At 35.4% G+C, this 24,480-nt stretch carries 19 protein-coding genes; 8 read left to right on the top strand and 11 right to left on the bottom strand.

The features are described 5' to 3' along the window. Positions 1-6: 6 nt before the first annotated feature. Positions 7-2,676 carry an MGH1-like glycoside hydrolase domain-containing protein gene (locus BW946_RS13505; protein WP_076596684.1) on the top strand — a complete coding sequence of 890 codons (2,670 nt, stop codon included), beginning with the start codon at positions 7-9 and terminating at the stop codon, positions 2,674-2,676. A 14-nt stretch (positions 2,677-2,690) separates the two neighbouring features. On the opposite strand, the gene recO is transcribed toward BW946_RS13505, so the two are convergent. Genes recO through BW946_RS13525 form a run of 4 tightly spaced genes read right to left on the bottom strand, consistent with a single transcriptional unit; the run spans position 2,691 to position 7,351 of the window. After that, entirely contained in the window at positions 2,691-3,377 is a 687-nt protein-coding gene (gene recO, locus BW946_RS13510; RefSeq protein WP_076596685.1) for a DNA repair protein RecO, read from the bottom strand. Beyond that, positions 3,377-5,641, bottom strand: coding sequence for a type IX secretion system anionic LPS delivery protein PorZ (locus tag BW946_RS13515; RefSeq protein WP_076596686.1), 2,265 nt, complete (start codon positions 5,639-5,641; stop codon positions 3,377-3,379). The genes recO and BW946_RS13515 overlap by 1 nt, the downstream gene beginning before the upstream one ends. Position 5,642: 1 nt before the next feature. Next, positions 5,643-6,593, bottom strand: a complete 951-nt coding sequence (locus tag BW946_RS13520) for a bifunctional metallophosphatase/5'-nucleotidase (protein WP_076596687.1) — start codon at positions 6,591-6,593, stop codon at positions 5,643-5,645. A gap of 2 nt (positions 6,594-6,595) precedes the next feature. After that, positions 6,596-7,351: a 5'-nucleotidase C-terminal domain-containing protein gene (locus BW946_RS13525; RefSeq protein ID WP_076596688.1), complete on the bottom strand. Its 756-nt coding sequence runs from the start codon at positions 7,349-7,351 to the stop codon at positions 6,596-6,598. A gap of 107 nt (positions 7,352-7,458) precedes the next feature. On the opposite strand from BW946_RS13525, the gene dapA reads away from it, so the two are divergent. The 4 genes from dapA to BW946_RS13545 all read left to right on the top strand — a co-directional run bounded on the left by dapA (position 7,459) and on the right by BW946_RS13545 (position 10,345). Further along, the gene (gene dapA, locus BW946_RS13530; protein WP_076596689.1) at positions 7,459-8,331 is read left to right on the top strand and encodes a 4-hydroxy-tetrahydrodipicolinate synthase; all 873 of its coding nucleotides are present in this window, start codon (positions 7,459-7,461) and stop codon (positions 8,329-8,331) included. Between the two features lie 194 nt (positions 8,332-8,525). Continuing rightward, a complete protein-coding gene (locus tag BW946_RS13535; protein WP_076596690.1) occupies positions 8,526-9,029 on the top strand; it encodes a GNAT family N-acetyltransferase in 504 nt (167 codons plus the stop codon). A 295-nt stretch (positions 9,030-9,324) separates the two neighbouring features. Then, a complete protein-coding gene (locus BW946_RS13540; protein WP_076596691.1) occupies positions 9,325-9,906 on the top strand; it encodes a helix-turn-helix domain-containing protein in 582 nt (193 codons plus the stop codon). Then, positions 9,899-10,345: a response regulator gene (locus BW946_RS13545; RefSeq protein ID WP_076596692.1), complete on the top strand. Its 447-nt coding sequence runs from the start codon at positions 9,899-9,901 to the stop codon at positions 10,343-10,345. Before BW946_RS13540 ends, BW946_RS13545 begins: the two co-directional genes overlap by 8 nt. Positions 10,346-10,958: 613 nt before the next feature. Here BW946_RS13545 and recG read toward each other — a convergent pair. The 6 genes from recG to BW946_RS13575 all read right to left on the bottom strand — a co-directional run bounded on the left by recG (position 10,959) and on the right by BW946_RS13575 (position 19,917). Then, positions 10,959-13,046 carry an ATP-dependent DNA helicase RecG gene (gene recG, locus BW946_RS13550; RefSeq protein ID WP_076596693.1) on the bottom strand — a complete coding sequence of 696 codons (2,088 nt, stop codon included), beginning with the start codon at positions 13,044-13,046 and terminating at the stop codon, positions 10,959-10,961. A gap of 165 nt (positions 13,047-13,211) precedes the next feature. Beyond that, positions 13,212-13,745, bottom strand: a complete 534-nt coding sequence (locus BW946_RS13555) for a thioredoxin family protein (RefSeq protein ID WP_076596694.1) — start codon at positions 13,743-13,745, stop codon at positions 13,212-13,214. 41 nt (positions 13,746-13,786) lie between these two features. Continuing rightward, positions 13,787-15,298, bottom strand: coding sequence for a peptide MFS transporter (locus BW946_RS13560; RefSeq protein WP_076596695.1), 1,512 nt, complete (start codon positions 15,296-15,298; stop codon positions 13,787-13,789). A 23-nt stretch (positions 15,299-15,321) separates the two neighbouring features. Then, positions 15,322-16,314 carry a PDDEXK nuclease domain-containing protein gene (locus BW946_RS13565; RefSeq protein WP_076596696.1) on the bottom strand — a complete coding sequence of 331 codons (993 nt, stop codon included), beginning with the start codon at positions 16,312-16,314 and terminating at the stop codon, positions 15,322-15,324. A 58-nt stretch (positions 16,315-16,372) separates the two neighbouring features. Beyond that, positions 16,373-18,127: a peptide MFS transporter gene (locus tag BW946_RS13570; RefSeq protein WP_076596697.1), complete on the bottom strand. Its 1,755-nt coding sequence runs from the start codon at positions 18,125-18,127 to the stop codon at positions 16,373-16,375. 134 nt (positions 18,128-18,261) lie between these two features. Continuing rightward, complete coding sequence (locus BW946_RS13575; protein WP_076596727.1) at positions 18,262-19,917, bottom strand: peptide MFS transporter; 1,656 nt, start codon at positions 19,915-19,917, stop codon at positions 18,262-18,264. A 265-nt stretch (positions 19,918-20,182) separates the two neighbouring features. Here BW946_RS13575 and BW946_RS21445 point away from each other — a divergent pair, with 265 nt between their 5' ends. From BW946_RS21445 to BW946_RS13585, 3 genes are all read left to right on the top strand, one after another. Continuing rightward, positions 20,183-20,356 (top strand): bacteriocin-like protein, encoded by a 174-nt coding sequence (locus BW946_RS21445; protein ID WP_170872087.1) that lies wholly within the window; start codon positions 20,183-20,185, stop codon positions 20,354-20,356. 89 nt (positions 20,357-20,445) lie between these two features. After that, positions 20,446-21,243: a GLPGLI family protein gene (locus tag BW946_RS13580; protein ID WP_076596698.1), complete on the top strand. Its 798-nt coding sequence runs from the start codon at positions 20,446-20,448 to the stop codon at positions 21,241-21,243. 125 nt (positions 21,244-21,368) lie between these two features. Further along, positions 21,369-22,187: a GLPGLI family protein gene (locus BW946_RS13585; protein WP_076596699.1), complete on the top strand. Its 819-nt coding sequence runs from the start codon at positions 21,369-21,371 to the stop codon at positions 22,185-22,187. A gap of 69 nt (positions 22,188-22,256) precedes the next feature. On the opposite strand, the gene BW946_RS13590 is transcribed toward BW946_RS13585, so the two are convergent. After that, positions 22,257-24,386, bottom strand: a complete 2,130-nt coding sequence (locus BW946_RS13590) for a S9 family peptidase (RefSeq protein WP_076596700.1) — start codon at positions 24,384-24,386, stop codon at positions 22,257-22,259. Positions 24,387-24,480 lie beyond the last annotated feature (94 nt).

The raw sequence follows: 24,480 nt of genomic DNA on the forward strand, positions 1-24,480 counted from the left end.
TCGCTTATGTCGGAAAAACAGAGAATTTCAGATGTTTCATGGAAAAAATGGGGTCCCTATGTCAGTAACCGTGAATGGGGACTTGTTCGTGAAGATTACAGTGAAAACGGAGATGCGTGGAATTATACCAATCATGACACCGCAGAAGCCAAAACATACCGTTGGGGCGAAGAAGGAATATGCGGAATCTGCGACGATCTCCAGAAGCTTGTATTTTCTGTAGGATTCTGGAATAAAAAAGATAAAATGGTCAAAGAGCGGTTTTTTGGACTCACCAATGGACAGGGAAATCATGGTGAAGATGTGAAAGAATATTTTTACTATCTGGATTCTACCCCTACACATTCCTATATGAAAATGCTGTATAAATATCCTCAAAATGACTTCCCTTATGAACAGCTTGTAAAAACAAATGCAGCAAGAGGAAAAGAGGATGCTGAATATGAGTTGATTGATACCGGAATTTTTGATTACAATGAATACTTTGACATCTTTATCGAATACGCAAAAGAAAGTCAGAACGATATTCTTGTAAGATTAATAATAGTCAATAAATCTGAAAAGGAAGCGCCTCTTGTAATTCTTCCGACTGTCTGGTTCAGGAATACCTGGAACTGGGGATATGATGACTATAAACCTCAACTGTCTGCAGAAGATGCAGATCATATTAAAGTCAAGCATCAGGATATTGAGATTAAAAATGTCTATGCAAAACAATCTTTAAAAACATTATTCTGTAATAACGAAACCAATAATGAAAGGCTTTATCAGTCTTCCAATGAGTCGAAATACTGTAAAGACGGGATCAATAATTTTGTAATGACGGGAAATTCTCAGACTGTGAATCCTCAAAATACAGGAACTAAAGCTTCTTTCTTTATGGATGAAGATTTTAAAGCAGGAGAATCGAAAATATTTGAATTCAGACTTTCAGATAAAGATCTAAGGGAACCTTTTAAAGATTTTGATGCTCTTTTTGAACAAAGAAAAAAAGAGGCAGACGAGTTTTATGCAGAAATTCAGAAAGGAATTGCTTCGGACGATGAAAAACTGGTTCAGAGACAGGCTTTTGCCGGAATGCTTTGGAATAAAATGTTTTATCACTACAATGTAGAAAAATGGCTGAAAGGTGATCCTGCAGAAATACCTCCGCCAAAATCCCGGGAGTCAATAAGAAACTTCGACTGGAAGCATCTTAACAATGAACACATTGTTTCCATGCCGGACAAATGGGAATATCCATGGTATGCAACATGGGATCTGGCATTTCACACCATTAGTTTTTCCCTGATAGATCCGGATTTTGCAAAACATCAGTTAAAACTCTTTCTGTTTGAATGGTATATGCATCCCAACGGACAGCTTCCCGCTTACGAATGGAACTTAAGTGATGTGAATCCTCCGGTACATGCCTGGGCGGTTTTCAGAGTATTTAAAATTGATGAATATTTAAAAGATAAACCCGACCTGGAATTTCTGGAAAGTGCTTTCCAGAAGCTATTGATGAATTTTACCTGGTGGGTGAATAAGAAAGACCTTAACGGTAATAATATTTTTGAAGGAGGATTCCTGGGACTTGATAATATCGGTGTTTTTGACAGGAATTCTGTTTTGCCCAACGGAGAACAGCTGGAACAATCGGATGGAACAAGCTGGATGGCCATGTTTGCTCTGAATATGATGAGAATTGCCCTGGAACTGGCTCTTTACAATAAAGTATATGAAGAAATGGCGATGAAATTCTTTGAACATTTCCTGTCGATTGCCCATTCACTGGATAATATGGGCGATGAGAATTTCTGTCTTTGGGATGAGCAGGATGAATTTTTCTATGATGCTATAGCCTCCAGTGACGGAACACATATGTATCTCAAGTTAAGAACCATTGTTGGATTAATTCCGATGTTTGCCGTTGAGGTCATCGATGATGAAATGATTGAAAACCTTCCCAATTTCAAGAAAAGAATGAAATGGGTACTGGATAACAAGCCTGAACTGGCTTCTCTGGTTTCAAGATGGGAAGTGAAAGGGCAGGATTCCAAACACCTTTTATCTCTGCTTCGGGGACATCGCTTGAAAAGACTGTTAAACCGAATGTTGAATCCGGATGAATTTCTAAGTGATTACGGCGTAAGAGCTTTATCCAAAGAATATGAAAACAATCCTTACACGTTAACATTGAATGATACGAATTACAGCGTAAAATATACCCCTGCAGAAAGTGATAGCGGACTTTTTGGTGGAAACAGCAACTGGCGCGGTCCGGTGTGGTTTCCTATCAATTTCCTTATTATTGACAGTCTTCAGCGTTTTTTCTTCTATTACAGCCCGGATTTTTTAGTGGAATATCCTACGGGAAGCGGTAATTATTCAAACCTGGATCAGATTGCAGATGCCTTAAACAAGAGACTTGCCAAGATATTTTTAAAGGATGAAAATGGGAAACGCCCGGTTCATGGGCAGTATGAAAAATTTCAGACCGATCCGGATTTTAAAGATTATATCCTGTTCTATGAATATTTTCACGGAGACAACGGCCGTGGAGTAGGAGCTTCCCATCAGACCGGCTGGACGGGACTTATTGCTAAGATTCTTCAGCCCAGATTTTCCAAAAAAGAAATGGCAGCATCTGAAACAGAAATACCGGAGGATATTGGAAAAACAACAGGAAAGTAAAAAGATGATCTGGTTTACTCAAATATCTGCTGAATAATTTCCAGTGAGGCCGGAGTTTTGAAATCCGTGATATGGTAATGATAATAGACCAAAAGACTGTCCAGGAAATCTTTTCTTAAAGAAGGATGGATTTTTGTGGCATAAAAATCTTCTGCACAAAGCGCTTCTTTCCACAACAAGGAAATTTCTTCATTGAAAAGCTGATGACTTATTCCCGGAGAAAAAGTTCCGGTCTCCGGATCTAAAAATCTGCCTTCACTCAATAATGGAGCTACACCCTGAATTTTTAAAAAAGAAAGCAAAAACAGAAGATGTGCCTGATAATTTTTATTCGTCAGCTCACTGATAAGATGATCAATTCCGGAATAGATCGGAATATTTTTATTCTCATGCTTAAGAATATGGCTCAGAAAATCTGAGATGAAGAAAATGACGGTATTGACCTTGATGTCTGTATAAATATCATTGTTTTTTACCAGTTCAAACTTTGAAACAGACGGGATTCCGTTGCCCCGCGATGGATTTACAGAAAAATTGAGCTGGCTCAGCGGTTGAAGCAAGGCTTTCTTTTTATTCTTTTTGGAATAAATTCCCTTCAGAAAATAGCTTTGAAAACCCTCTTCTTCTGTAAAACAATGCAATACAGCATCATTTTCTCCATATTTTATAAATGAAAGTAAAAAACCGTTTTGAGAATTCATTAATTAACCACTCCTATTTTGGCGGTAGCTTTATCAGATCCGTCTTCATTCGTCATCAGGACAAAATAAATCCCTGAGGCTACTCTTGTTCCTTTCTGATTATTCATATCCCATTCATAATATCCTCCGCGTGCTACGGCTGAGTGCACTACATTTCCTGCAGCATCTACAATTCTTATATTGGTTTTTTCTGCAAGACCCTTAATGGTTACTTTTCCTTTGAAGTTAGAATAAACAACAGGATTAGGATACACTACAACATCCCCGAAATTGGACGTTACATCTGCAACATCGCCCTGATACGTTACAATACCATTATACGTTACAAAATATACTTTACCCGTTTTCTTATCAATCTTTATATCGGTAACACTATTCGTAGGAAGAGGTGAATTTTCTTTTGTAAAATGTTTTATGGTTCTCTGACCGTCGGCAGACAGATAATAAACACCACCACCATCAACAGATACCCACTTGTAATCACCTGCATCTACCGCAACCTGAAGAATTGCTGACTCTCTGAAAAGCTCTTCCCCCAAACCATTCTGCTCTATAACTATAGGCTCCACTTTAGGCTGAGCGCTTTTTATTTCTGATGCTGCGTTGGACATGATCCTCAGACCACCGTCTGTACCGATCCATGCATCACCAGCCTTATCAAATGCTACAGATAAGATTCCTCCTGAACTGTTAAATCCATTAGCCGTTCCCAGGATATAATCTGAATCATCGGAAAGGTTAAGAGCATTTTTATAATCATATACCCAGAAATTATTAGATCTTGGCAGAGGTGTCCAAAGCATGTTTTCATGGTAAAAAGTCTTTTGTATACCATCACTGGCAAGAACTATTTTCTTGATGAGAAAATCATCAGATGCTTTATCGTAAATTCCTATAGAAGGGTTTCCATCGTTGAATCCAAAAGAAACAAAGAGATTATTTTGTGGGTCTACAGCAAAACCTACAGGACGTCTGAGGTAAGGCTGTGCCCCCAGATTATAATATTTTACCAGTTCAAAATCTTTACTTGTCGCATTATATTTCATTTTGTACACTCCGTTATCCAACATTGTATAATTGGTAAAGAGCACTTCATTACTGTTATAAGGACTTATAATAGCATCCAGTACATTGATGAAAATGGGACGATTGGGATTACTTTTATTGAAAAATGAGGGATAAATCCACTCTGTACCATTGAAATAATAAAATCCCGGTTCTTGTGGCTGAATAAACGGATGGTTGTAGTTATTGGCTCTGGCGCCAGAGGAAACTAAAAGTTGGTTATTATCAAAAAGATTGATATTATACGCAAAATTGAAGTAAGGGCCGGAAGGTTTAAAAGTATTGTTCCCTTCATCCTTAATCCCCGATAATACCGTTCCGCCTAAAATCTTTCCACCGGCTGTTAATGCAGTATTACATTCTTCACCAAGGCTTACTGCATTTTGCGATACTCCATTGATTCCATAAGTATATACCCGGTTATCTGTCACCACAATACTATTAGAAGTAATCACCAGATCCCTGATTTTTTCAAAAGTAGTAGGAAGTTGTGTTGGAGTACCGTTGTTATAAATATAAGCTGCTGTAGCCGTTGAATACACCAGTTCTGATTCTGAATCTATATGTTTGAAAGCTCCCGGAGCTTCCGTTGTCCAGGTAGAAAATACCGGAAACGTAGTATTCATTTGATGGCTTTTCAATCCAGTATCCGTTACAGAATATACTTTATTTCCGAATATCGTGGCTTCATTACTTGCCTGATAAACACCACCGGAAAGGAAAAATGCAGAATCACCAAACTCTTTATTCTGAAGGTTAAATATGGAAACTCCATATCCAACTGAAATGACAGCCTGATCTCCTGTTATGGAAATATGGTTGATCTTTTTGTTCCCGTTATATCCTGTAGCAATAGGAATATCAACAATATATTTGATTTCCTGTGGCGTAATGACGTCCATAGACCCGTTTTCATAACCGATAAGTCCTGTTTTAGTCTGCGGATTATAATCGAAAGCAGTAATTCCGATATTATGCAGCCCATTGGCTTTGGATAACTTCGTAATTTCTCCTGTTGATATTGTATAATAGAATATTCCGTTTTGAGTGGCTGCAATGATTTTTCCGTTGTCTTCTTTCATGGCTAAGACATTATTATAGGAAAACAGATCTGCCCATTTTTTGGATGAAATAACCTGAGCTTTTGTCAGCTGCAGGGATGCTAAAATACCAAGAGAAATTATAAAGAGTTTTTTCATATTATGCGGTTATGCTGCTATCTATTACCTGATTGTTCCAGGAAATATGCTGTACGTTTTTGTTTGTATCAAAATAAAAATCTATCCTGCCTAAAAGAAGGCCTGCCCATCCTACCTGGTTGACAAGAACATTTTTGCCCTGTCTGTTGGTAAAGTTCTGAGGTTCCGGTAAGAATGTATGAGTATGGCCTCCTAAGATAATATCAATATTTTCCGTATTGGCGGCTAAAATTTTATCACTTATTTTATCAGGTTCGTCTTTGTAGTCGTAGCCGATGTGTGAAAGACAAATCACAAGATCACATTTCTGATCTTTCTTCAGGAAATTTGAATAATGCTGCGCTACATCAATCGGGTTGGTATAAACGGTTTCTCCATATTGTTTTTTGCCTACAAGGCCATCCAGCTGGATTCCCACCCCGAAAATTCCCACTTTTATTCCATTCTTGCTGAAGATCTGATAAGGAGATGTTTTCCCGTCAAGAACAGTGTTTTTAAAGTCATAATTGGAACAGATAAAAGGAAACTTCGCATTGGGAAGCACTTTTAAAAATCCATCAAGTCCATTATCGAAATCATGATTTCCCATAGTAGAAGCATCATATTTCATCATAGACATTAATTTGAATTCCAGTTCACCTCCGAAGAAATTAAAATAAGGAGTTCCCTGGAAAATATCTCCGGAATCAAGAAGAAGAACATTACTTTCCTGACTCCTGATCTGTTGGATTAAGCTTGCCCTTCTTGCAAAACCTCCCTGATTGGGATTTTTTGTATAGCTTGCATCAAAAGGCTCTATTCTGCTATGTTGGTCATTAGTATGTAGAATAGTCAGTTTATTTGCAGATTTTAAATTAAGAATTTTTAATTCCTCCGCCATCATCATATTAGGAGCTAAAGCCATTGCTAAAGATCCGCTTCCTATTGCTTTTAAAAAACTTTTTCTATCCATTATTACTTCCCTATAAAATGTAAACGAACATCCGAATTGACCACCACTTCAGGTGATTTTTTAAAATAATCGATAAATAAATCTCTCATTTTAATACCTGTTGCAATAGATTCTCCTTTAGCAAAGAATTTCATATTGTCTCCACCCAACGCAAGATAGTCTGATGTGGCAATATAATAATCTTTCTCCGGATCTACTGTGTAGCCGTTAATTAAGGATTTAATTACCTGTCCGTTTTTTGTTTCAATATATAAATGAGAAACAGGATTGTTGACCTGCGTTTTTGCATAATACTCAAAAAGCCCCTGTAAATCTGCTCCTTTCATTTTTACAATGACCACTTCATTTTCGAAAGGCATTACTTCAAATACATTTTTAAGTAAGATATCTCCTTTTCCGATAGTGGTTCGGATTCCTCCGATATTGATCAATGCAGCGTCTACGTTTTGCTTAAGATGAGTTTTGATCCATTCATTACCTCCTTCAAACGTATAGTCAGCTAAAAGATTGCCCAGATTGCTGTTATCGCCCTGCTTGGTAAGATCCACATTGGTATGCGAGATCTTCTGGTTCATTTCTTTATCCAGTTTCTGCTTATAAGGTTCGATAAATTTTACAAACTCCTCATCATTTTTTAGCTCATTATTAATAGAAATATTTTTCTGGGTCTTTACATTCACAAGCTGCGGCGCAGAAGCCGTTTTGCATGCAGTAAGCGACACCAGAGCAATTCCCAGTAACAAGAATTTATTTTTCATAATCTCTTTTAGTATATGCAAATATAACTATATGTATAATAAAACATTATTATTTATTACAAATTCTTACTGTAAATTATTAAATTTGGCAAAAATAATTCTAACAGATGAGCATTTTAAAAGGAGTAGGTGTTGCATTGGTAACGCCCTTTAATGAAGATTTATCCGTTGACTTCGAAAGTTTGACAAAACTGGTGGAGTACAATATTGAAAACGGAACCAATTATTTAGTTGTATTGGGAACAACGGCAGAAGCCGCAACGCTTTCTGCAGAGGAGAAGAAACAGGTAATTGAGCATATCATTAAGGTGAATAATAAACGTCTTCCTTTAGTTTTGGGAATTGGCGGTAACGATACTCTTGATGTCAAGAAACAGATTGAAGAAGCAGATCTTTCTGCATTTGAAGCCGTACTTTCAGTATCTCCCTATTATAATAAACCCAACCAGGAAGGTCTTTATCAGCATTATAAGGCATTAGCTTCCACAGGTAAAAATATTATCATTTATAATGTTCCATCAAGAACAGGGCAAAATGTAGAAGCTGATACTACGCTTCGTCTTGCAAATGAATTCCCGAATTTGTTTTTAATTAAAGAGGCGGCGCCGAATATTCTGCAGTATTTTGATATCCTCAGAAAGAAGCCTGAAGGCTTTTCTTTAGTTTCCGGAGATGATGAATATACATTGCCGGTAACATTAGCCGGTGGAGATGGTGTAATTTCCGTAATCGGGCAGGCCTATCCTAAAGAATTCTCTACGATGGTACAGCTGGCTTTCGAAGGTAAGGTAAAAGAAGCTTATGAAATCCATAACAAACTTGTAGATATTACCCGTTTGATTTTTGCTGAAGGTAATCCTTGTGGTATTAAAGTAATCCTTACAGAAAAAGGAATCATCAAAAATTATCTTAGACTTCCTTTGGTAAAAGCTTCGGAAGGTCTTCATGCAAAAATTAAGGCTGAAATGGCTAAAATTTAACTAATGATTATGAATGGTTATTGGAAATGAATAATGCTTTTCCGGTATATTTTAACATTATAGTAAGCATATTAAGGTGAAAGGTGATATACTTTCACCTTTTTATTTCCACATCTGATGGGATTAAAGATTATTCGGTGAAAATTTTCATCAACTTTGCATTTGAAAATTAGAATAAAAAACAAATTTAGAATATGAAATTAATAGAAGCGAAAGAAAAGGATATTCCTTTAATCCAGGAATTGGCAAGAAGATCGTGGGAGAATGCTTATGCAGGAATTATTTCAGATGAACAGATCAATTATATGCTGGGAGAGATGTATTCTAAAGAAGAAATTTCAAAACACCTCGATAATCCAAATTATCATTATTATTTAATCTTTAACGAAAATAATGCTTCTTTCGAAGGCTTTATTGGTTATGAGCATGGCTACGAACCGGATACTACAAAACTGCACCGCATTTATCTGGTTCCGGAAAGTAAAGGTAAAGGATTCGGAAAAAGAGCTATTGATTTCCTGAAGAAAAAACTTTCTGAAAGCAATGACATAAGAATCATTCTCAATGTAAACAAGGAAAATAGCGCAAGAAAATTCTACGAATCCCAGGAATTTAAAGTTTATAATGAGATGGTTTTGGATATTGGAAATGGCTTTGTAATGGATGATTATCAAATGGAATATCTAATTCACAAGTAATTGACTTAAAATTTTGTAACTTTATCCTGTAATTCTATAACAAGTGATTTCTTTTTTTGATTCATCTTTGCTTCAGAACCAAATCACTTATACAATACATTCATATGCTTGGTTTTGAGCTGAAAAAGCTTTTTATCAGTATATTTTTTTCATCCTTAGTGTTTAAATTCCTGTATTCTAAAATACAGGAGTTTTTTCGTGTATAAAGTGAAATATTAAAAACATGCATCTATTTCACGTTTAATTGAAATAAATTGTTATATTTACTCAATAATATTGGCTTATATATACTAGGATGAAAATGTATGTTAAATTTGATTTCAATGCCCTTTGTAAAAAGGTATTGGACGAAAAACTTAAAGAACACGGGCTGAAGTACAGGTTACTGAACTTCGGTGAGGTGGAATTCTATGAGCCCCTTACACAGGAACAGCACAATCTTTTTAAGAAAAATCTTGAAGAGTATGGTATCGAGATCATAGAAAGCCAAAAAAGCGCGCTGGTACAGAAAATAAAAGATGCTATTGTGGAGCTCGTTTTTTCTGATGAAATTATACCGGTAAAAGCCTCCATCTATATTTCTGAAAAGCTGAATCACAGCTATGGATATCTTTCCAATCTTTTTTCGGAAGTTGCTTATACCTCTATTGAGAATTTTATTATTCTGCAAAAGATTGAGCATGCAAAGGCTTTGATCATAAGAAATAAACAAAGTCTTACAGAAATTGCCCATAAGCTGAACTACTCCAGTGTAGCCCATTTGAGTACCCAGTTCAAAAATACAACAGGAATTACACCATCCCAGTTTCAAAAAATTATAGGCAGGCGAAGAAGAGCACAAAGCAAGGTAATAAATCCTAAAATGCAGTATGAATAAAGAATTTCTGAACGTAATTGTAGCAGATAACGATCAAAATACTTTGATTTTTTTTAAAAATATTTTGAAAGAGTTAAAAATCTCTATAAAAGTTCAATGTTTTAGTAATGGGAACAATCTTATGGAATATCTGAATAATGACGATGCGGTAGTGCCGGAACTTGTTTTTATCAATTATATGATTCCTGGAAAAGAAAGTATGGAATGTCTGGAAGATATCAGTTCGAACTCAAAATTCAATAATATGGTGACGGCTATTTTTTCTGAGCCGATTCCGGAAAGTGAAATAGAAGATATTTTTGTAAAAGGAGCTCATATTTTTATGAAAAAACCGGAGTGTTTTGAGAAGCTTAAAAAGGTGCTTTCGGAAGTGATTACTATCAACTGGCAGTATCATACTTCAGGATTGAATAAAGATAATCTCATCTTGAAAGTGTGATGAGTAAAGGATTTATTAATTAAATGTTAATGATTTTTTAATCGTATTTACAGCATACTATTCACGAATAAGTGAAAATTTTATAACTAATAATTAAAATAATATAAAAGGCATCTGAATTAATATTCTGACATTTGTAAAAGTAAACTCAGACACAAATTTCATTATATAGTAGAAGATACAGATGAATGGGAAGTAATTGTTTCTTAAGAACAAAATTTTATAAATCACGATGTTAGTTAAACAAAATGGATTATACTAATTTTCCAATTTTAAAGCACAGAAGATCTTTAAACAAAACGGTACAATCATGAAAACTCAATAAGTAGTTGGAGATATTTTTATTCGTTTCATTCCCTCATCTCCACCGAAACACAGTTAGTTTTTATAATAAGCAAGTTGGAAAAAATAATTCATTTTGTTTTTTTTATAATTTATTTTAATAGTTATGGTTTTAGCTCATTATTATATTGTTATATAAATATTTTCACACCACATCACAAAATATTAAGCCTGAGCTATTAAAATAAATTTTTTTTGGACACACCAAAAGTAATTTCTTCTAAAGAACAGTTTTATAAGGGGGCCGCAGGAAGTTTTTTCTGCGGTTTTTTTATGATATTTTACTCCACTTATTTTTTCCTCTGTAGTATCTGATATAATAGTTTTTGATGATCATATTGTCAGGTCTTGAAAGCATAGGATCTGCTTCAAGGATTTTTTCTACCGTATTTTTTGTTGTTTTGATGATCGCCAAGTCATTAATAAGATCCAGCCTTTTAAAATCTACTACACCACTTTGCTGAGTACCCAGTATATCTCCGGGACCGCGAAGCTGCATATCCACCTCAGAAATTTTAAAACCGTCGTTGGTCTCAGTCATGGTTTTAATACGCGTTCTGCTTTCTTTTGATAATTTATCGGAAGTCATCAGAATACAGTAACTCTGTTCAGCACCTCTTCCCACACGTCCTCTGAGCTGGTGAAGCTGTGATAGTCCGAACCTTTCCGAGCTTTCAATTACCATTACTGAAGCATTCGGAACATTTACTCCTACTTCAATTACCGTTGTTGCAACCATTATTTCAGCTTTTCCGGAAGCAAAATAAGCCATAGCAGTATCTTTTTCGTCCGGTTTCATTTTTCCGTGAAGCATGGTGACGTTATATTCTGAGAAAAACTCCATAACATGCTCCAGGCCTTCCATCAGATTTTTATAATCCAACGTTTCAGATTCCTCAATCAAAGGATATACGAAATAAACCTGTCTGCCCTTTCTAATTTCATCTTTACAGAAATTATATACATACAATCTGTCTTTTTCCCTGCGGTGAGCTGTAATAATAGGCTTTCTTCCCACGGGCATCTCATCAATCACGGAAACATCCAGATCAGAATAAAAACTCATAGCCAGAGTTCTTGGAATAGGGGTGGCGGTCATCACCAGAATATGAGGCGGAATCTTATTTTTAGCCCAAAGTTTGGCCCTTTGGGCAACTCCGAATCTATGCTGCTCATCAATAATGGCTAATCCCAGATTTTTAAATTTAACCTTGTCTTCAAGAACAGCATGAGTTCCTACCAAAATAGAAAGTGTCCCATTTTCCAGTTCTTCATGGATAATTCTTCTTTCAGCTGCTTTGGCAGAACCTGTAAGAAGACGGATATTAATTCCTGTTTTTTCCAACAGCTCTTTGATACCGTGGTAATGCTGCTGGGCAAGAATCTCCGTAGGAGCCATCAGACAGCTCTGAAATCCGTTGTCCATCGCAATAAGCATGGTAAGAAGGGCAACCATCGTTTTTCCTGATCCTACATCTCCCTGCAAAAGCCTGTTCATCTGAATAGGCCTTTTCATATCCATTCTTATTTCCTTCAAAACCCTTTTCTGTGCATTGGTAAGCTCAAAAGGAAGATGGTTTTCATAAAAATCATTAAAATGATCTCCGATTATCGGGAAAGGATTACCATGAGACTGTGTTTTATGATGAAACTTTTTTAAGCCATATCCCAACTGAAAGAAGAATGATTCTTCAAACTTCAATCTGTAGTCCGCTTTATCAAAATGTTCCTGGTCTTTTGGAAAGTGAACATTCAGAAAAGCGTGCTGTCTTGACATGAACTTGAATGTTTTCATCAGATATTCCGGAAAATTTTCTTCAATAAGATTGGGAATCTCCCTGCAGATATTTCTTAAAGCATTCTGGAAAAACCTTTGATTTAATCCTCTTTTGGTCAGTTTTTCAGAACCCGGATAAATAGGTTTAAGACGAGTGTCTCCTTCTTTTTTTTCTTCCGCTTCAATTTCCGGATGCGGCATAGAAAACTGACGGTTGAAAACATTGATCTTTCCGAAAATATAAACTTCCCTGTTGATTGGAAGCTGTTCTTTTAACCACTTGGAATATTGAAACCAAACCAGATCCATACTCCCGGTTTCATCATTGAATTTTGCAGATAATCTTTTGGTTTTACCCGTCTGAATTTCCTGTACCTGAGTAATTCTCCCCTTCAGCTGAATTTCCTGGCTGGTTTCTTCTCCGAGCTGAGAAACGGTATAGATCTTACTTTTGTCCAGATAACGGATAGGGTAGAAATTCAACATGTCTTCTACAGTAGATAAGCCCAAGACACTTTTAATGAGTTTGGCTCTTTCAGGACCTATTCCTTTTACATATTCTATGGAGGTTTCGAGATTCATTGTCTGATTTCAGGATGCTGTTTTTCGAATTTTAAGATTCTTATTTCGGATCATAAAAATAAAGGTTCGAATTTCGGCAAAATAAGAAAGACTTCCAAAAAATTGGAAGCCTCTATAGTGATTTTTTAGCATTGAAACTGAAAATCTATGTTTCAAAGTTCTGAATTAATCTTTGATCTTAGATCTGAATTTTTTCTGGTAATCCTCCCATTGTTCTCTGGTCTTGATCTTTTTAAACAGATCTTTGGAGATCAGTTCCAGATAGGGTTCCAGTTCTTTGGCAGATAATTCTCCCTGCAGAATGGTGATGGGATCGCCATGCTCATCCAGAAATACTGTGCTTGGGACAGCTCCTACATTCATATATTGGGTAAACTCATGCAGAGAATTTTTTCCTTTTTTATGTTCAGTATTGGGATTTGAAAATGTTCTTCCGAAAATTTCAATACTCTTTTTTTCTTCCGCATTAAATTTTACGGGATAATAATTCTCATTTAAAATCTGAGCCAGTACAGGGTGGCCGTACGTTTTTTTATCCATGATTTTGCATGGACCACACCAGTCTGCATAGAAATCAATCAATATTTTTTTTGGATTTTCTTTTTGAGCTTTTAAAGCCTCCTCAATGGTCATCCACTTTACCTGTGCAAAACTGATATTTAATAAAAGTAAGAGAACTATGCTTAAAATTTTCTTCATATTGTGATATTTAGGTAAAAATAAGCATAATTACTTATTTTCTATTTTACATCCTGCATTAATTTTTTCACGTACGGAGATATCAAAATTAATACCACTCCGGCAATTACCGCATACAATCCCAATTGTTTATATCCATCAGTATAAGTGATTAATTCATCATAGTTGGTAGATCCTTTTTTTGCCGTAGCAAGACTGGCTCCGATAATCCCGGCAACATACTGTCCGTAAGCCGAAGCAAGGAACCACATTCCCATCATCATTCCCTGAAGGTTCTTGGTAGAAAGTTTTGTCATGATAGATAATCCGATAGGAGAGAGGCATAATTCTCCAAGTGTAATGATTAGCAGTGCCAGTGTGAAGAAGTTCAGTGAAGTGATTCCCTGAAGGTCTGCAAACAGACGTGTTGCAAACAAAACATAATATCCTAATCCTAAGAAAATAAATCCTAATCCGAATTTGATGATTGTGTTGGGTTCAATTTTTCTTTTGTTCAGCCAGATCCAAAGAAGCCCGATCAGTGGAGCAAGGAAGATAATAAAGAAAGCTCCTCCTGAATTATTTACACCATTTGGATCTAATCCTAAAAGATCCTTATTCAGGTTCTTAGCTGCGAAAATACTTAAAGAACCTCCACTTTGCTCATAAATTCCCCAGAATATGATTGAAAATATAATGAATACTAAAGCAGCCCAAAGTTTTTTGCGCTCAGAAGCGGTTACTTTAGACATTTCATAGAATAAATAGATTAAGGTTAATGGCCCGATGGTCCACATAAAATAATCTGTATATTCAGTTTTAGCAACCATAGTCATAATGATAGGTACAAAAACCAGTGACAAGGCATAGACTCCATATTCTTTCCATTTTGGTATTGGAGCTGTTTTTTCTTCTGCTAAAGGATGTCCAGGCTGTAAACCGATAGTTCCTAATGTTCTTTGCGTAAATACAAAGTTAATTAAGCTTATCACCATTACTATTGAAGCCAATCCGAAAGCAATATGCCATCTCATTTCTTCTGCAATAATGTTGCTTAAAAATTCTCCTTTACCAATAGCAATACATAAATAACCTCCTAATAATGCCCCTAGATTAATTCCCGCATAAAAAAGTGAAAAGCCTGCATCCGCTCTTGAGTCATTAGGTTTATAAAGCTGTCCTACCATAGAAGAAATATTAGGTTTAAAGAAACCTGTTCCTACTACAGTGAATGCTATTCCTAAGAAAAAGAATTTGTGCGGATCGGTAGCAAGAATTAAACTTCCTACTATCATCAGAAGTCCGCCCCAGAAAAGGGATTTTCGGAATCCTAAAATTTTATCGGCAAAAAGACCTCCTACAAAAGTAAAGGCATATACGAATGCCTGAGTAGCGCCATATTGAAGATTGGCTTCTTTTTCATGGAAATTAAGCTGAGAAATCATAAAGAAAACCAGCATTCCACGCATTCCGTAGAAACAGAAACGTTCCCACATTTCAGAGAAAAACAGGCTCCAGATTTGTCTGGGATATTTTCCTTTGAAATTTTGTATTTCATCTAAAGTTAAGCTCATAATGATATATGATTAAGTTCTAATTAAGGGTTTTTATCTTTCTGATCCAGTTCAAAACGGATTCTGTCCTGGTCAATAATTTGTTTTAATTCTTCTTCTTTTGGGAGGTACAGCAGGTATTTGCTGGCAAATAAATTGTTTTTATCATTCAGAATGGAATATTTTACAATGGTCTCATCTTTTTCTGAGCATAATAAAATTCCGATAGTTGGGTTATCATCTTCACCGCGTTTCAGATCGTCATACATTCTTACATACATATCAATCTGTCCTATATCCTGATGAGAGAGTTCTCCCGTTTTTAAATCAATAATGACAAAGCATTTTAATATGTAATTATAGAAGACAAGATCGATGTAGAAGTCTGATGTATCCGTAGAAATATGTTGTTGTCTCGCTACGAAAGCAAACCCTTTTCCAAATTCAAGTAAAAACTTTTGAATATGATCAATAATGGCTGTTTCAATTTCTTTTTCAGAAAATTGTTCATCAGCTTTTAATCCAAGAAACTCAAAAATATAAGGATCTTTTAAAACACTGTGAATAGTTTCCGGAGAAGATTTTTTATGTTCTAAAACCCTTTCATAAGCAAGCGAATTGATTTGTCTTTTAAGATCCCTGTAATTCCAGTTATTTTGAACGGATTCATTGATATAGTAATTCATTTTATCAGCATTGTCAAGCCTTATCAGTAATCTGTAATGGGTCCAGCTCAATTCGTGACGCAATGCGTCACATATTGGAAATGCATGATAAAAAGAGCGCATGTTTCTTAAGTTACTTTCATCAAACCCTTTTCCAAATTCTAAGGTAAGCTTCTGAGAAAGTTTTTTCAGCGTATATTTTCCGTATTCTGCCCGTTCTTTTCCTTGTTGTTCATCTTCAACAATCAATTTTCCAATCTGCCAGTAAGTGAGCAGCAGCGTAGAATTCGCTATACGAAACACTTTTTCGCGCGACTGCCTAATGATTTCCTTTACGGATTGGAATAAAGAATCTTCGGAAATTTCCATCATACGAAAATAAAAAAAACCTCTGACTTAGCAGAGGTTTTATGATATTTTGTTGATACAATTAGTTTACACCGTGCATCATTTTCTTTAAGATAGGTGAAATTAAACCTAAAATCACAGAAGCAATCCCACAAAGTACTACGAATACCATGAAGAATTCAAATAAATTGTGAATTTCAAATCCTACAAAAGTAGGGTTGTGTAATGGAAGCTGAGCTTTATCAAAAGCTGCAACCTGATCAGCTGTCAGGGTTACTTTTTTATCTAAAACATCCTGTAGATTAATACCCATTTCTTCAGCCTTTTTGAACTTATCACCTGTAGCAGGGATAAGCGCTCCTAATGAACCTGCCAATGCATAACCAGCAGCATTAGAAATAAAGAAAACACCGTATAGTAATGAAGCAAATCTTTTTGGAGCAAGCTTACCAACCAATGATAAACCAATTGGAGAAAGGCAAAGCTCACCACATGTTTGAATGAAATATAATAACATTAACCATTTGATGGCTAATAATCCTGAGTTTCCAAGATCTTTTACATTGTGTGCAATAATAAAATAAGAAAGAGCGATCAGTGCTAATCCCATCGCTTGTTTGAACGGAGATACCGGCTCTTTTCCTTTAGCTCTTAACTTGTCCCAGCATAAACTGAAAGGAACCGCTAAAAGAACTACGAAAATACCGTTGAAGATCTGAACCATTGAAGGCGGCATATTCCATCCGAAAATGTTTCTGTCAGTCTGATTGTCTGCAATAAACGTTAATGAAGATCCTGCCTGCTCAAACGCAGCCCAGAAGAAAATAATAAAGAATGATACAATATAGATTACCCAGATTCTTTGTCTTTCTACCTTATTTTCAGCAGAAGACATAATTAAGAAGGCAAGAGCAATACCAGCTGAATAGATGAATGGATAAATGATCCCTTTAATCAACTGTCCCATTTCTACGGAGTTGAATCCAAACTCACCTACAAGAAGGTATCTGAAAATGAAGAATAAAACAACAAATATTCCTCCGGTGATTCCTAAAGCCTGACCTGAGAATTTGGCAGTTTGAGTTTCTCCTTCTTCGAAGTCAGCACTTGTATTGTTTTTTGGTAATCCCCCGATTGGTCTTCCCTCCGGAGTTACTACATATTTGTTTTTAAGGATAAAGAAGGTTACAGTCCCAATTACCATTGCAATAGAAGCTGCCAAGAATCCCCATTTGAAAGCAAAGATATCTCTTACCCCAGTTGCAGCATCTTTTACGTCTCCTAAGTATGGACAGATAAACTGACCTAAGAATGCTCCAATGTTGATCCCCATATAGAAAATGGTAAAAGCAGAGTCCAGTTTAGATTTTTCCTGCTTTGGATAAAGACTTCCTACCATTGAGGAAATATTCGGTTTGAAGAATCCGTTACCGAAAATGATAACGAATAATGCCAGCCACATGATAAGTTTAGCACTTCCAATATCTGCTGAGAAAGTAGAGGCACTGATGAATAATAAGAACTGGCCGATAGCCATTAAAGATCCACCAATGATGATAGCGTATCTGTTTCCTATATATTTGTCAGCAATAAATCCTCCCAAAAGAGGGGTTAAATAACATAAAGCCAGAAATCCACCATAGATGATCGCTGCATCAGCTTCTTTTATTAATAAGGAATTTACCATGAAGAGCGTCAAAAGAGCTCTCATTCCATAAAAGTTGAAACGCTCCCACATTTCTGTTCCGAAAAGAACCCATAATCCTTTAGGATGCCTGGAATTCTTATTCTCTACAAATTCATCCGGTTTCGGACTCAATGCTTCAATATTATCCATTTCTATTGTTAATTTTTGTTAAGACTGACAAATATAGTTTATTTTGGGTTTTTGGCAAGGTTTTAATTTTATTTTTAAATAAAAAAGCTGCGGGACTAGTCCGCAGCTTGGTTATCGTTATAATATTGAGCATTTTAATGCCCTTTTTCTGTCATGATTTTATTCAGTCTCTTTAACATAGAAAGGCCCAAAAGTGTAGCGAATATTAACAAAGCGAAGTTAACAAGGAAATAATTCGTTTTGTTTTCGTAGCTGTACCATGTACTGGCCAGGATTCCTGAAAGCTTATTTCCAACAGAGTTAGCCAGGAAGAATCCTCCCATCATCAATGCTGTAATTCTTGCAGGAGAAAGTTTAGATACAAAAGAAAGTCCCATTGGAGATAAACATAATTCACCGATGGTAATCACTCCGTAGCTGGCCACCAGCCATAGAGGAGAGACTTTTACAGATCCATTATCTCCGGCTATCACTGCTAAAACCATTACCAGACAAGAAAGTCCGGAAATAAATAATCCTAAAACAATCTTAGTTGGTGTTAAAGGCTCTTTGCCTTTTCTTCTCAATAATGCCCAGAATCCTACGATAACTGGAGTCAAAGCAATAACCCAGAATGGATTGATAGATTGGAATAATTCTGTATTGTAAAGATATACTTTGTTTTCCGGATTTTTCTCAAGAACCGCACGCTGTTCAGGGGATATGTTTTTAAAGTAAACATCTTTCCCCATTTCCTTTTTAGTTTCCCCATTATCATCTTTTTGAGAACGGAACTGATTGTCATAAACAGGGGTTTCTTTATCTTCATAACTTTTCCCTTCCACCATATAAATTCCTTCCAGTGGCTTTTCAAGAGAAGCAGGAACACTTCTGTCGGTATAATAATTCGCCCATCTTGTTAAAGCTGTACCGTTTTGTTTGAAAACAGCCCAGAAGAACATGCTGATCAGGAATACAGAAAGTAATGCCCCGATAGATGCTTTTTCATCAGGTTTAGCTTTAAAGTAAAGAGATGCATAAAAATAAATAACGGGTATACATGCGAAAATAAAGGCATCTGTACTGTCACTTCCGAAAATATTACCAGGAATAAACCAACCTATTGCTCCGGCAACGATAGCAGGAACAAATACTTTGATCAGAATTTCTGAAAGCTTGGTATCTCCTTCCTGTACAGGTTTCATCTGTGCAGCATGGATATAATGCTTTCTTCCTATTGTAAAAATAACCATTCCGATAAGCATTCCTACACCCGCGGTGATGAAAGCTTCACCCCAACCGAATTTATTACGCATAAAAGCCGCAATAATATTACAGATAAATGCCCCGATATTGATCCCCATATAGAAGATATTATATCCGGAGTCTTTATTCGCTTTGTAAGGTTCTTCAGAATAGAGATTTCCTAGTAATGTTGAAATAGTAGGTTTAAAGAAACCATTTCCGATGATAATTAATGCCAGAGAAGCATAAAACAAAGGCAAATCTTTAAAAACACCCATTCCTATATATCCTGCAGCCATTAAAAAACCTCCAAGATAAATAGATTTAATATATCCTAAAACCCTGTCTGCCAGGAATCCTCCAATGAATGGAGTCAGATAGGTTAAGGCAATATAAGTTCCGAAAATGTCATCAGCAGTTTTATCCGGAAGTCCAAGTCCGCCTTTCATGCCTGTAGGCTCAATAACATAGAGAACAAAGATTCCAAGAATCAGGTAATACCCGAAACGCTCCCACATTTCTGTGAAAAAGAGATAGGGCAGCCCTTTAGGATGTTTAGTTTTCATATAATCAATTTTCAAATTTCCCAAAAATAGCTTTTTAATTTTAATTGATAAAATAAATAATACGCGTATAAATGATTAATGAAATAAATATAAAATTTTAAGTATAAAGAGTGATTTATATTGCTGAATTTAACTTGTACACAGAATGTAAATAGTGTAAATAACGGCTTGTACACAGAATATACAAATTAATTTCTCTGTTAAGTGATATTTGTTTTCTAGTTTCGAAGTGTCAATAATGACATGTAATTAAAAAACATTTATTATGAAAAAATTAAAAAAAATTTCGAGAGAAAAGTTAAAAAGTGTCCAAGGAGGTGTAAAAGATTTTTGTCAGCCGGGAGCTAATGATGTATGCGCACAATATGGATTAGAGTGTGGCTTTTGGTATACGGTACAGAATGGCGAGGTGGTTGAATCTCATAATGCTTGTATGTAATGATGTTAACCTGAATGATAGGTTTTTAAGAGATACAATTAGTATCTCTTTTTCTTTATTCTCTTATACTGAATACTACTTAAACTGTCATGAAAGTATTACTTTTTATCTTATTACTCATATCTAATATTTTAGCTGCACAGAATATTACTTTTATATATGAGCTTACCTTCAGAACTGAAAAAAAAGATGTAAAACAAGAATATTATTATCTGGATGTTCTGGGTAAGCAATCTGTTTTTAGATCAGAAAAAGCACGTGAAGCAGACTCATTAATGCAAAAAAATGGGTATTGGAATAGTCGTAAGCCTATTTTTGAAGATATATATTCTTTCAAAAACTTAATCAATAATAAAGTTTACAAAAGTGTCACACACCCTTCTATGTACGATTTATATTATATTAATATTAATGATCAATTAAACTGGAAAGTTCTATCTGATACAATGAAAGTTGATTCTGTGCAATGCCAGAAAGCTACAACACAGTATGGTGGGCGAAATTGGATTGCCTGGTTTGATCCTACAAGTCCAATAGAAGAGGGACCCTATATATTTTATGGGCTTCCGGGATTAATTATTAAACTTTCAGATGAACAAAAGGATTTTGATTTTAATCTTATTAAAATTAAAAAGTCTGGTAAAAATAATATGTTCTATTTAAGAAAGGGAAAAGAAATAACCTGGGATGCATATAAGAAATTACAAATCGATTATTATAATGATCCATTAGCTGAAATAAAAATCAAAAATATTAAAACAAAAATTGGTGATGTCAATGGAAATCCTGTTAATATAAGTTTTAAAGAAATTACAGAAAGTATTCAGAAGCAGATAAAAGGAGGTAATAATCCTATAGAATTAGATAAAGTGGTAAAATATCCTTAACCAATTAACTATAACTTATCCTTTTAATTAATATCTTTATCAATGACACGGAATACCCGGTTCAGTATGAAAGAGCAGATCTGGAGTTCTTTATCCCGGAATTATTATCTGAAAATTAAATTATTATGAAAAGCTTATTATTTATATTGCTGGGAACTGTAATGTTTTTTTCCCAGAACAACCGGTTCATCTATGAGGTGAAATACAAGAAAGATTCAACCTCAAAAGATATCACCCGGGAAAATTATTATCTGGATATCACAAAAGAGGATATTGCTTATTATAACAGACTGAATTATATTAGTGATTCAGTATTTACTGCTACCGGGAGAACTCCAATTAATAGACTGACTTCTTTTTTATTAAAAAAGAAGGATGATAATATATACCAAAACTATGAATATATCGGAGATGTAAATTTTTATAAAATATCTGAGGAGGCCAGGCAACAGTGGACTATTACAGACAGTATAAAAATAGCTGATAATCTTTCGCTTCAAAAGGCGACCACTGAATTTGGAGGAAGAAACTGGATCGCATGGTTTACTAAAGATATCCCAATGCCTTACGGACCTTATAAGTTTAGCGGATTACCGGGATTGATTATGGAATTGTATGATACAAAAAAGAATTATTATTTTAATGTGATTAAGAGTGAAAAGATTCCGGATGATTATCAACGTAATTCATTAAATAATTATATCCCCAGAGCAATTCCCGTTACTCAAAAAGATTTAAATAAACTAAGGCTGGACCTCTATTCCAACCCTTTTAAATATGTTTTGAATGGAAATCTGACTATGCGCGAAGGGCAAAAATTACAGCTTGATGACGGCACAATTCTCTCCAAAGAACAGCTGAAACCCGCAGAAGCCAACGAAAGAAAAAAATTAAAAGCATTTAACAACCCTATAGAACTGGATAAAGCTGTCAAATATCCTTAACAGGTATGTAAATAAAAATTCCTTTCAGACTTTCTGAAAGGAATTTTTTGTGAGATTTAAATTTGATATTTACAGATTATTCAGGATGAAATCCGTCATTTTCTGATACAGCTGAGGTCTTGTCTGCCCACCGTAAATTCCGTGGTTTTTATCAGGATAAGCCATGAAGTCAAACTGTTTTTTGTTTTGAATCAAAGCTTCGGAGAATTCCATAGAGTTCTGGAAGTGAACATTGTCATCAGCCGTTCCGTGAATTAATAAGAATTTTCCTTTCAACAGATTAGCATATTCCGTAGGAGAGTTTTTATCATATCCATCAGGGTTTTCCTGAGGTGTTCTCATAAATCTTTCGGTATATACAGAGTCATAATATCTCCAGTTGGTTACCGGTGCTACAGCAATTCCCACTTTGAATACATCAGCTCCTTTCGTCATTGCTAAACTTGTCATATAACCACCAAAGCTCCATCCGAACATTCCGATTCTGCTTTTGTCAATATAAGATTGGTTTCCGAACCACTTGGCTGCGGTGATCTGATCTTCAATCTCATATTTTCCTAAATTCATATACGTTACCTTCTTGTATTTTGCACCTTTATAACCTGTTCCACGCCCGTCTACACAAGCTACGATATATCCTTTTTGAACAAGATGATTGAACCACATTGCATTTCCGTTGTCCCATGAATTGGCAACCTGCTGAGATCCCGGCCCTGAATACTGAAACATAAATAGAGGATATTTTTTATTCGGATCAAAGTTTTTAGGCTTCATTACCCATGCGTTCATCTGGTCACCTGCTGCATTAGGAATCGTAATGAATTCTTTTTCAACAAAATTATCATTCTTTAATTTCTGTAACTGATCATTGTTGTTCTGAAGTTCTTTCACTGCTTTTCCGTTACCATCTTTCAAAACATAGGTATATGGTCTTGAAGCAGTGGAAGAGGTTTCAATGAAATAATTATAGTTTTTGCTGAAGTTCGCAGCGTTGTTTCCTTCTGCATTAGAGATCAGCTGAGTTTTTCCGTTTTCAATATTGACTTTGGAAATCACTTTATTAATGCTTCCTTTTTCAGTAGTCTGAACATAAATTTCTTTAGACTTTGGATTAAAACCATAATAATCCGTTACCTCCCAGTTTCCTTTTGTGATCTGCTTTTTAAGCTTACCGTCTTTGTCGTACCAGTAAAGATGGCGGTTTCCGTCTCTTTCAGAAGCCCAAAGGAAAGAATCATCCTCAAGGAATTCTAAAGTAGGACTGTCCGTATCAATCCATTTATCATCCGTTTCAGTAAATAATTTCTGAACAGATCCTGTTTTAGTATTTACCTTTAAAATATCTGACGCGTTTTGAACTCTCTCAGAAGTAATTAAAACAATTTCATCCGGTTTTGCAGTCTGAAATACATTCGGGATGTAGTAGTTTTTGAAAGAACCTAAGTTCAGCTGCATTGTTTTTCCATTGTCAAGACGGTATAGCTGTGCTGAAACGGCTGAGTTTTTTTCGCCCGCTTTAGGATATTTATAACGCATTTCAGCCGGATAAAGGCTTTTCCCGTAGATAGGAATGTAGATTTCCGGAACCTGGCTTTCATCAGACTTTACAAATACAATAGCATCCGAATTTTTTGTCCATTCATATTGTCTTGCATGCCCGAATTCTTCTTCATACACCCAGTCTGCCAAACCATTCAGGATTGAATTCTTTTTACCATCAGTAGTAATCTGGGTAATTTTTCCTGAGCTAAGATCCTGATAGAAAAGATTATTATCAGAAATAAAGGCCACTTTTGTAGCATCCGGCGAAAATGTAGGCTCCTGAACCGGTTTCCCTTCATTCAGGCTGATTACTTTTCCGGATTTTAAATCTTTTACATCAAATTTTCCCAGGAAAGAATGTCTGTAAATAGGTTGGCTTCCGGTCTGTAAAAGAATCTTAGATTCATCATCAGAAAAAATATAGCTTTCAAACTTTCCATCCACAAGATTTCCTTCCTTCTGCGAAGTTTTGTAAGAATATTTTGCAATACCTGAAGATTCAATCACGAGATAATTTTCTCCGTTTTTCATGGAAGTGATTCCTGCAATCCCTTTTCCACGGTAATATCCTGAATATATTTTATCTAAAGTGATTTCCTGTGCAGACACATTTTGAAATACCGCCGCAACAGTAAGAGTTAAGAATAATTTTTTCATTTCTAATAGTAATGGATTTCAAAGATAATAATTTTATTAAAATGTATAAAAAAGCTTTTCAAATGAGCTTTTTGGCAAAAAAATTGAATATCAT

Origin of the sequence: Chryseobacterium sp. RU33C, from assembly GCF_900156015.1 — a bacterium.
GTDB classification, from domain to species: domain Bacteria; phylum Bacteroidota; class Bacteroidia; order Flavobacteriales; family Weeksellaceae; genus Chryseobacterium; species Chryseobacterium candidae.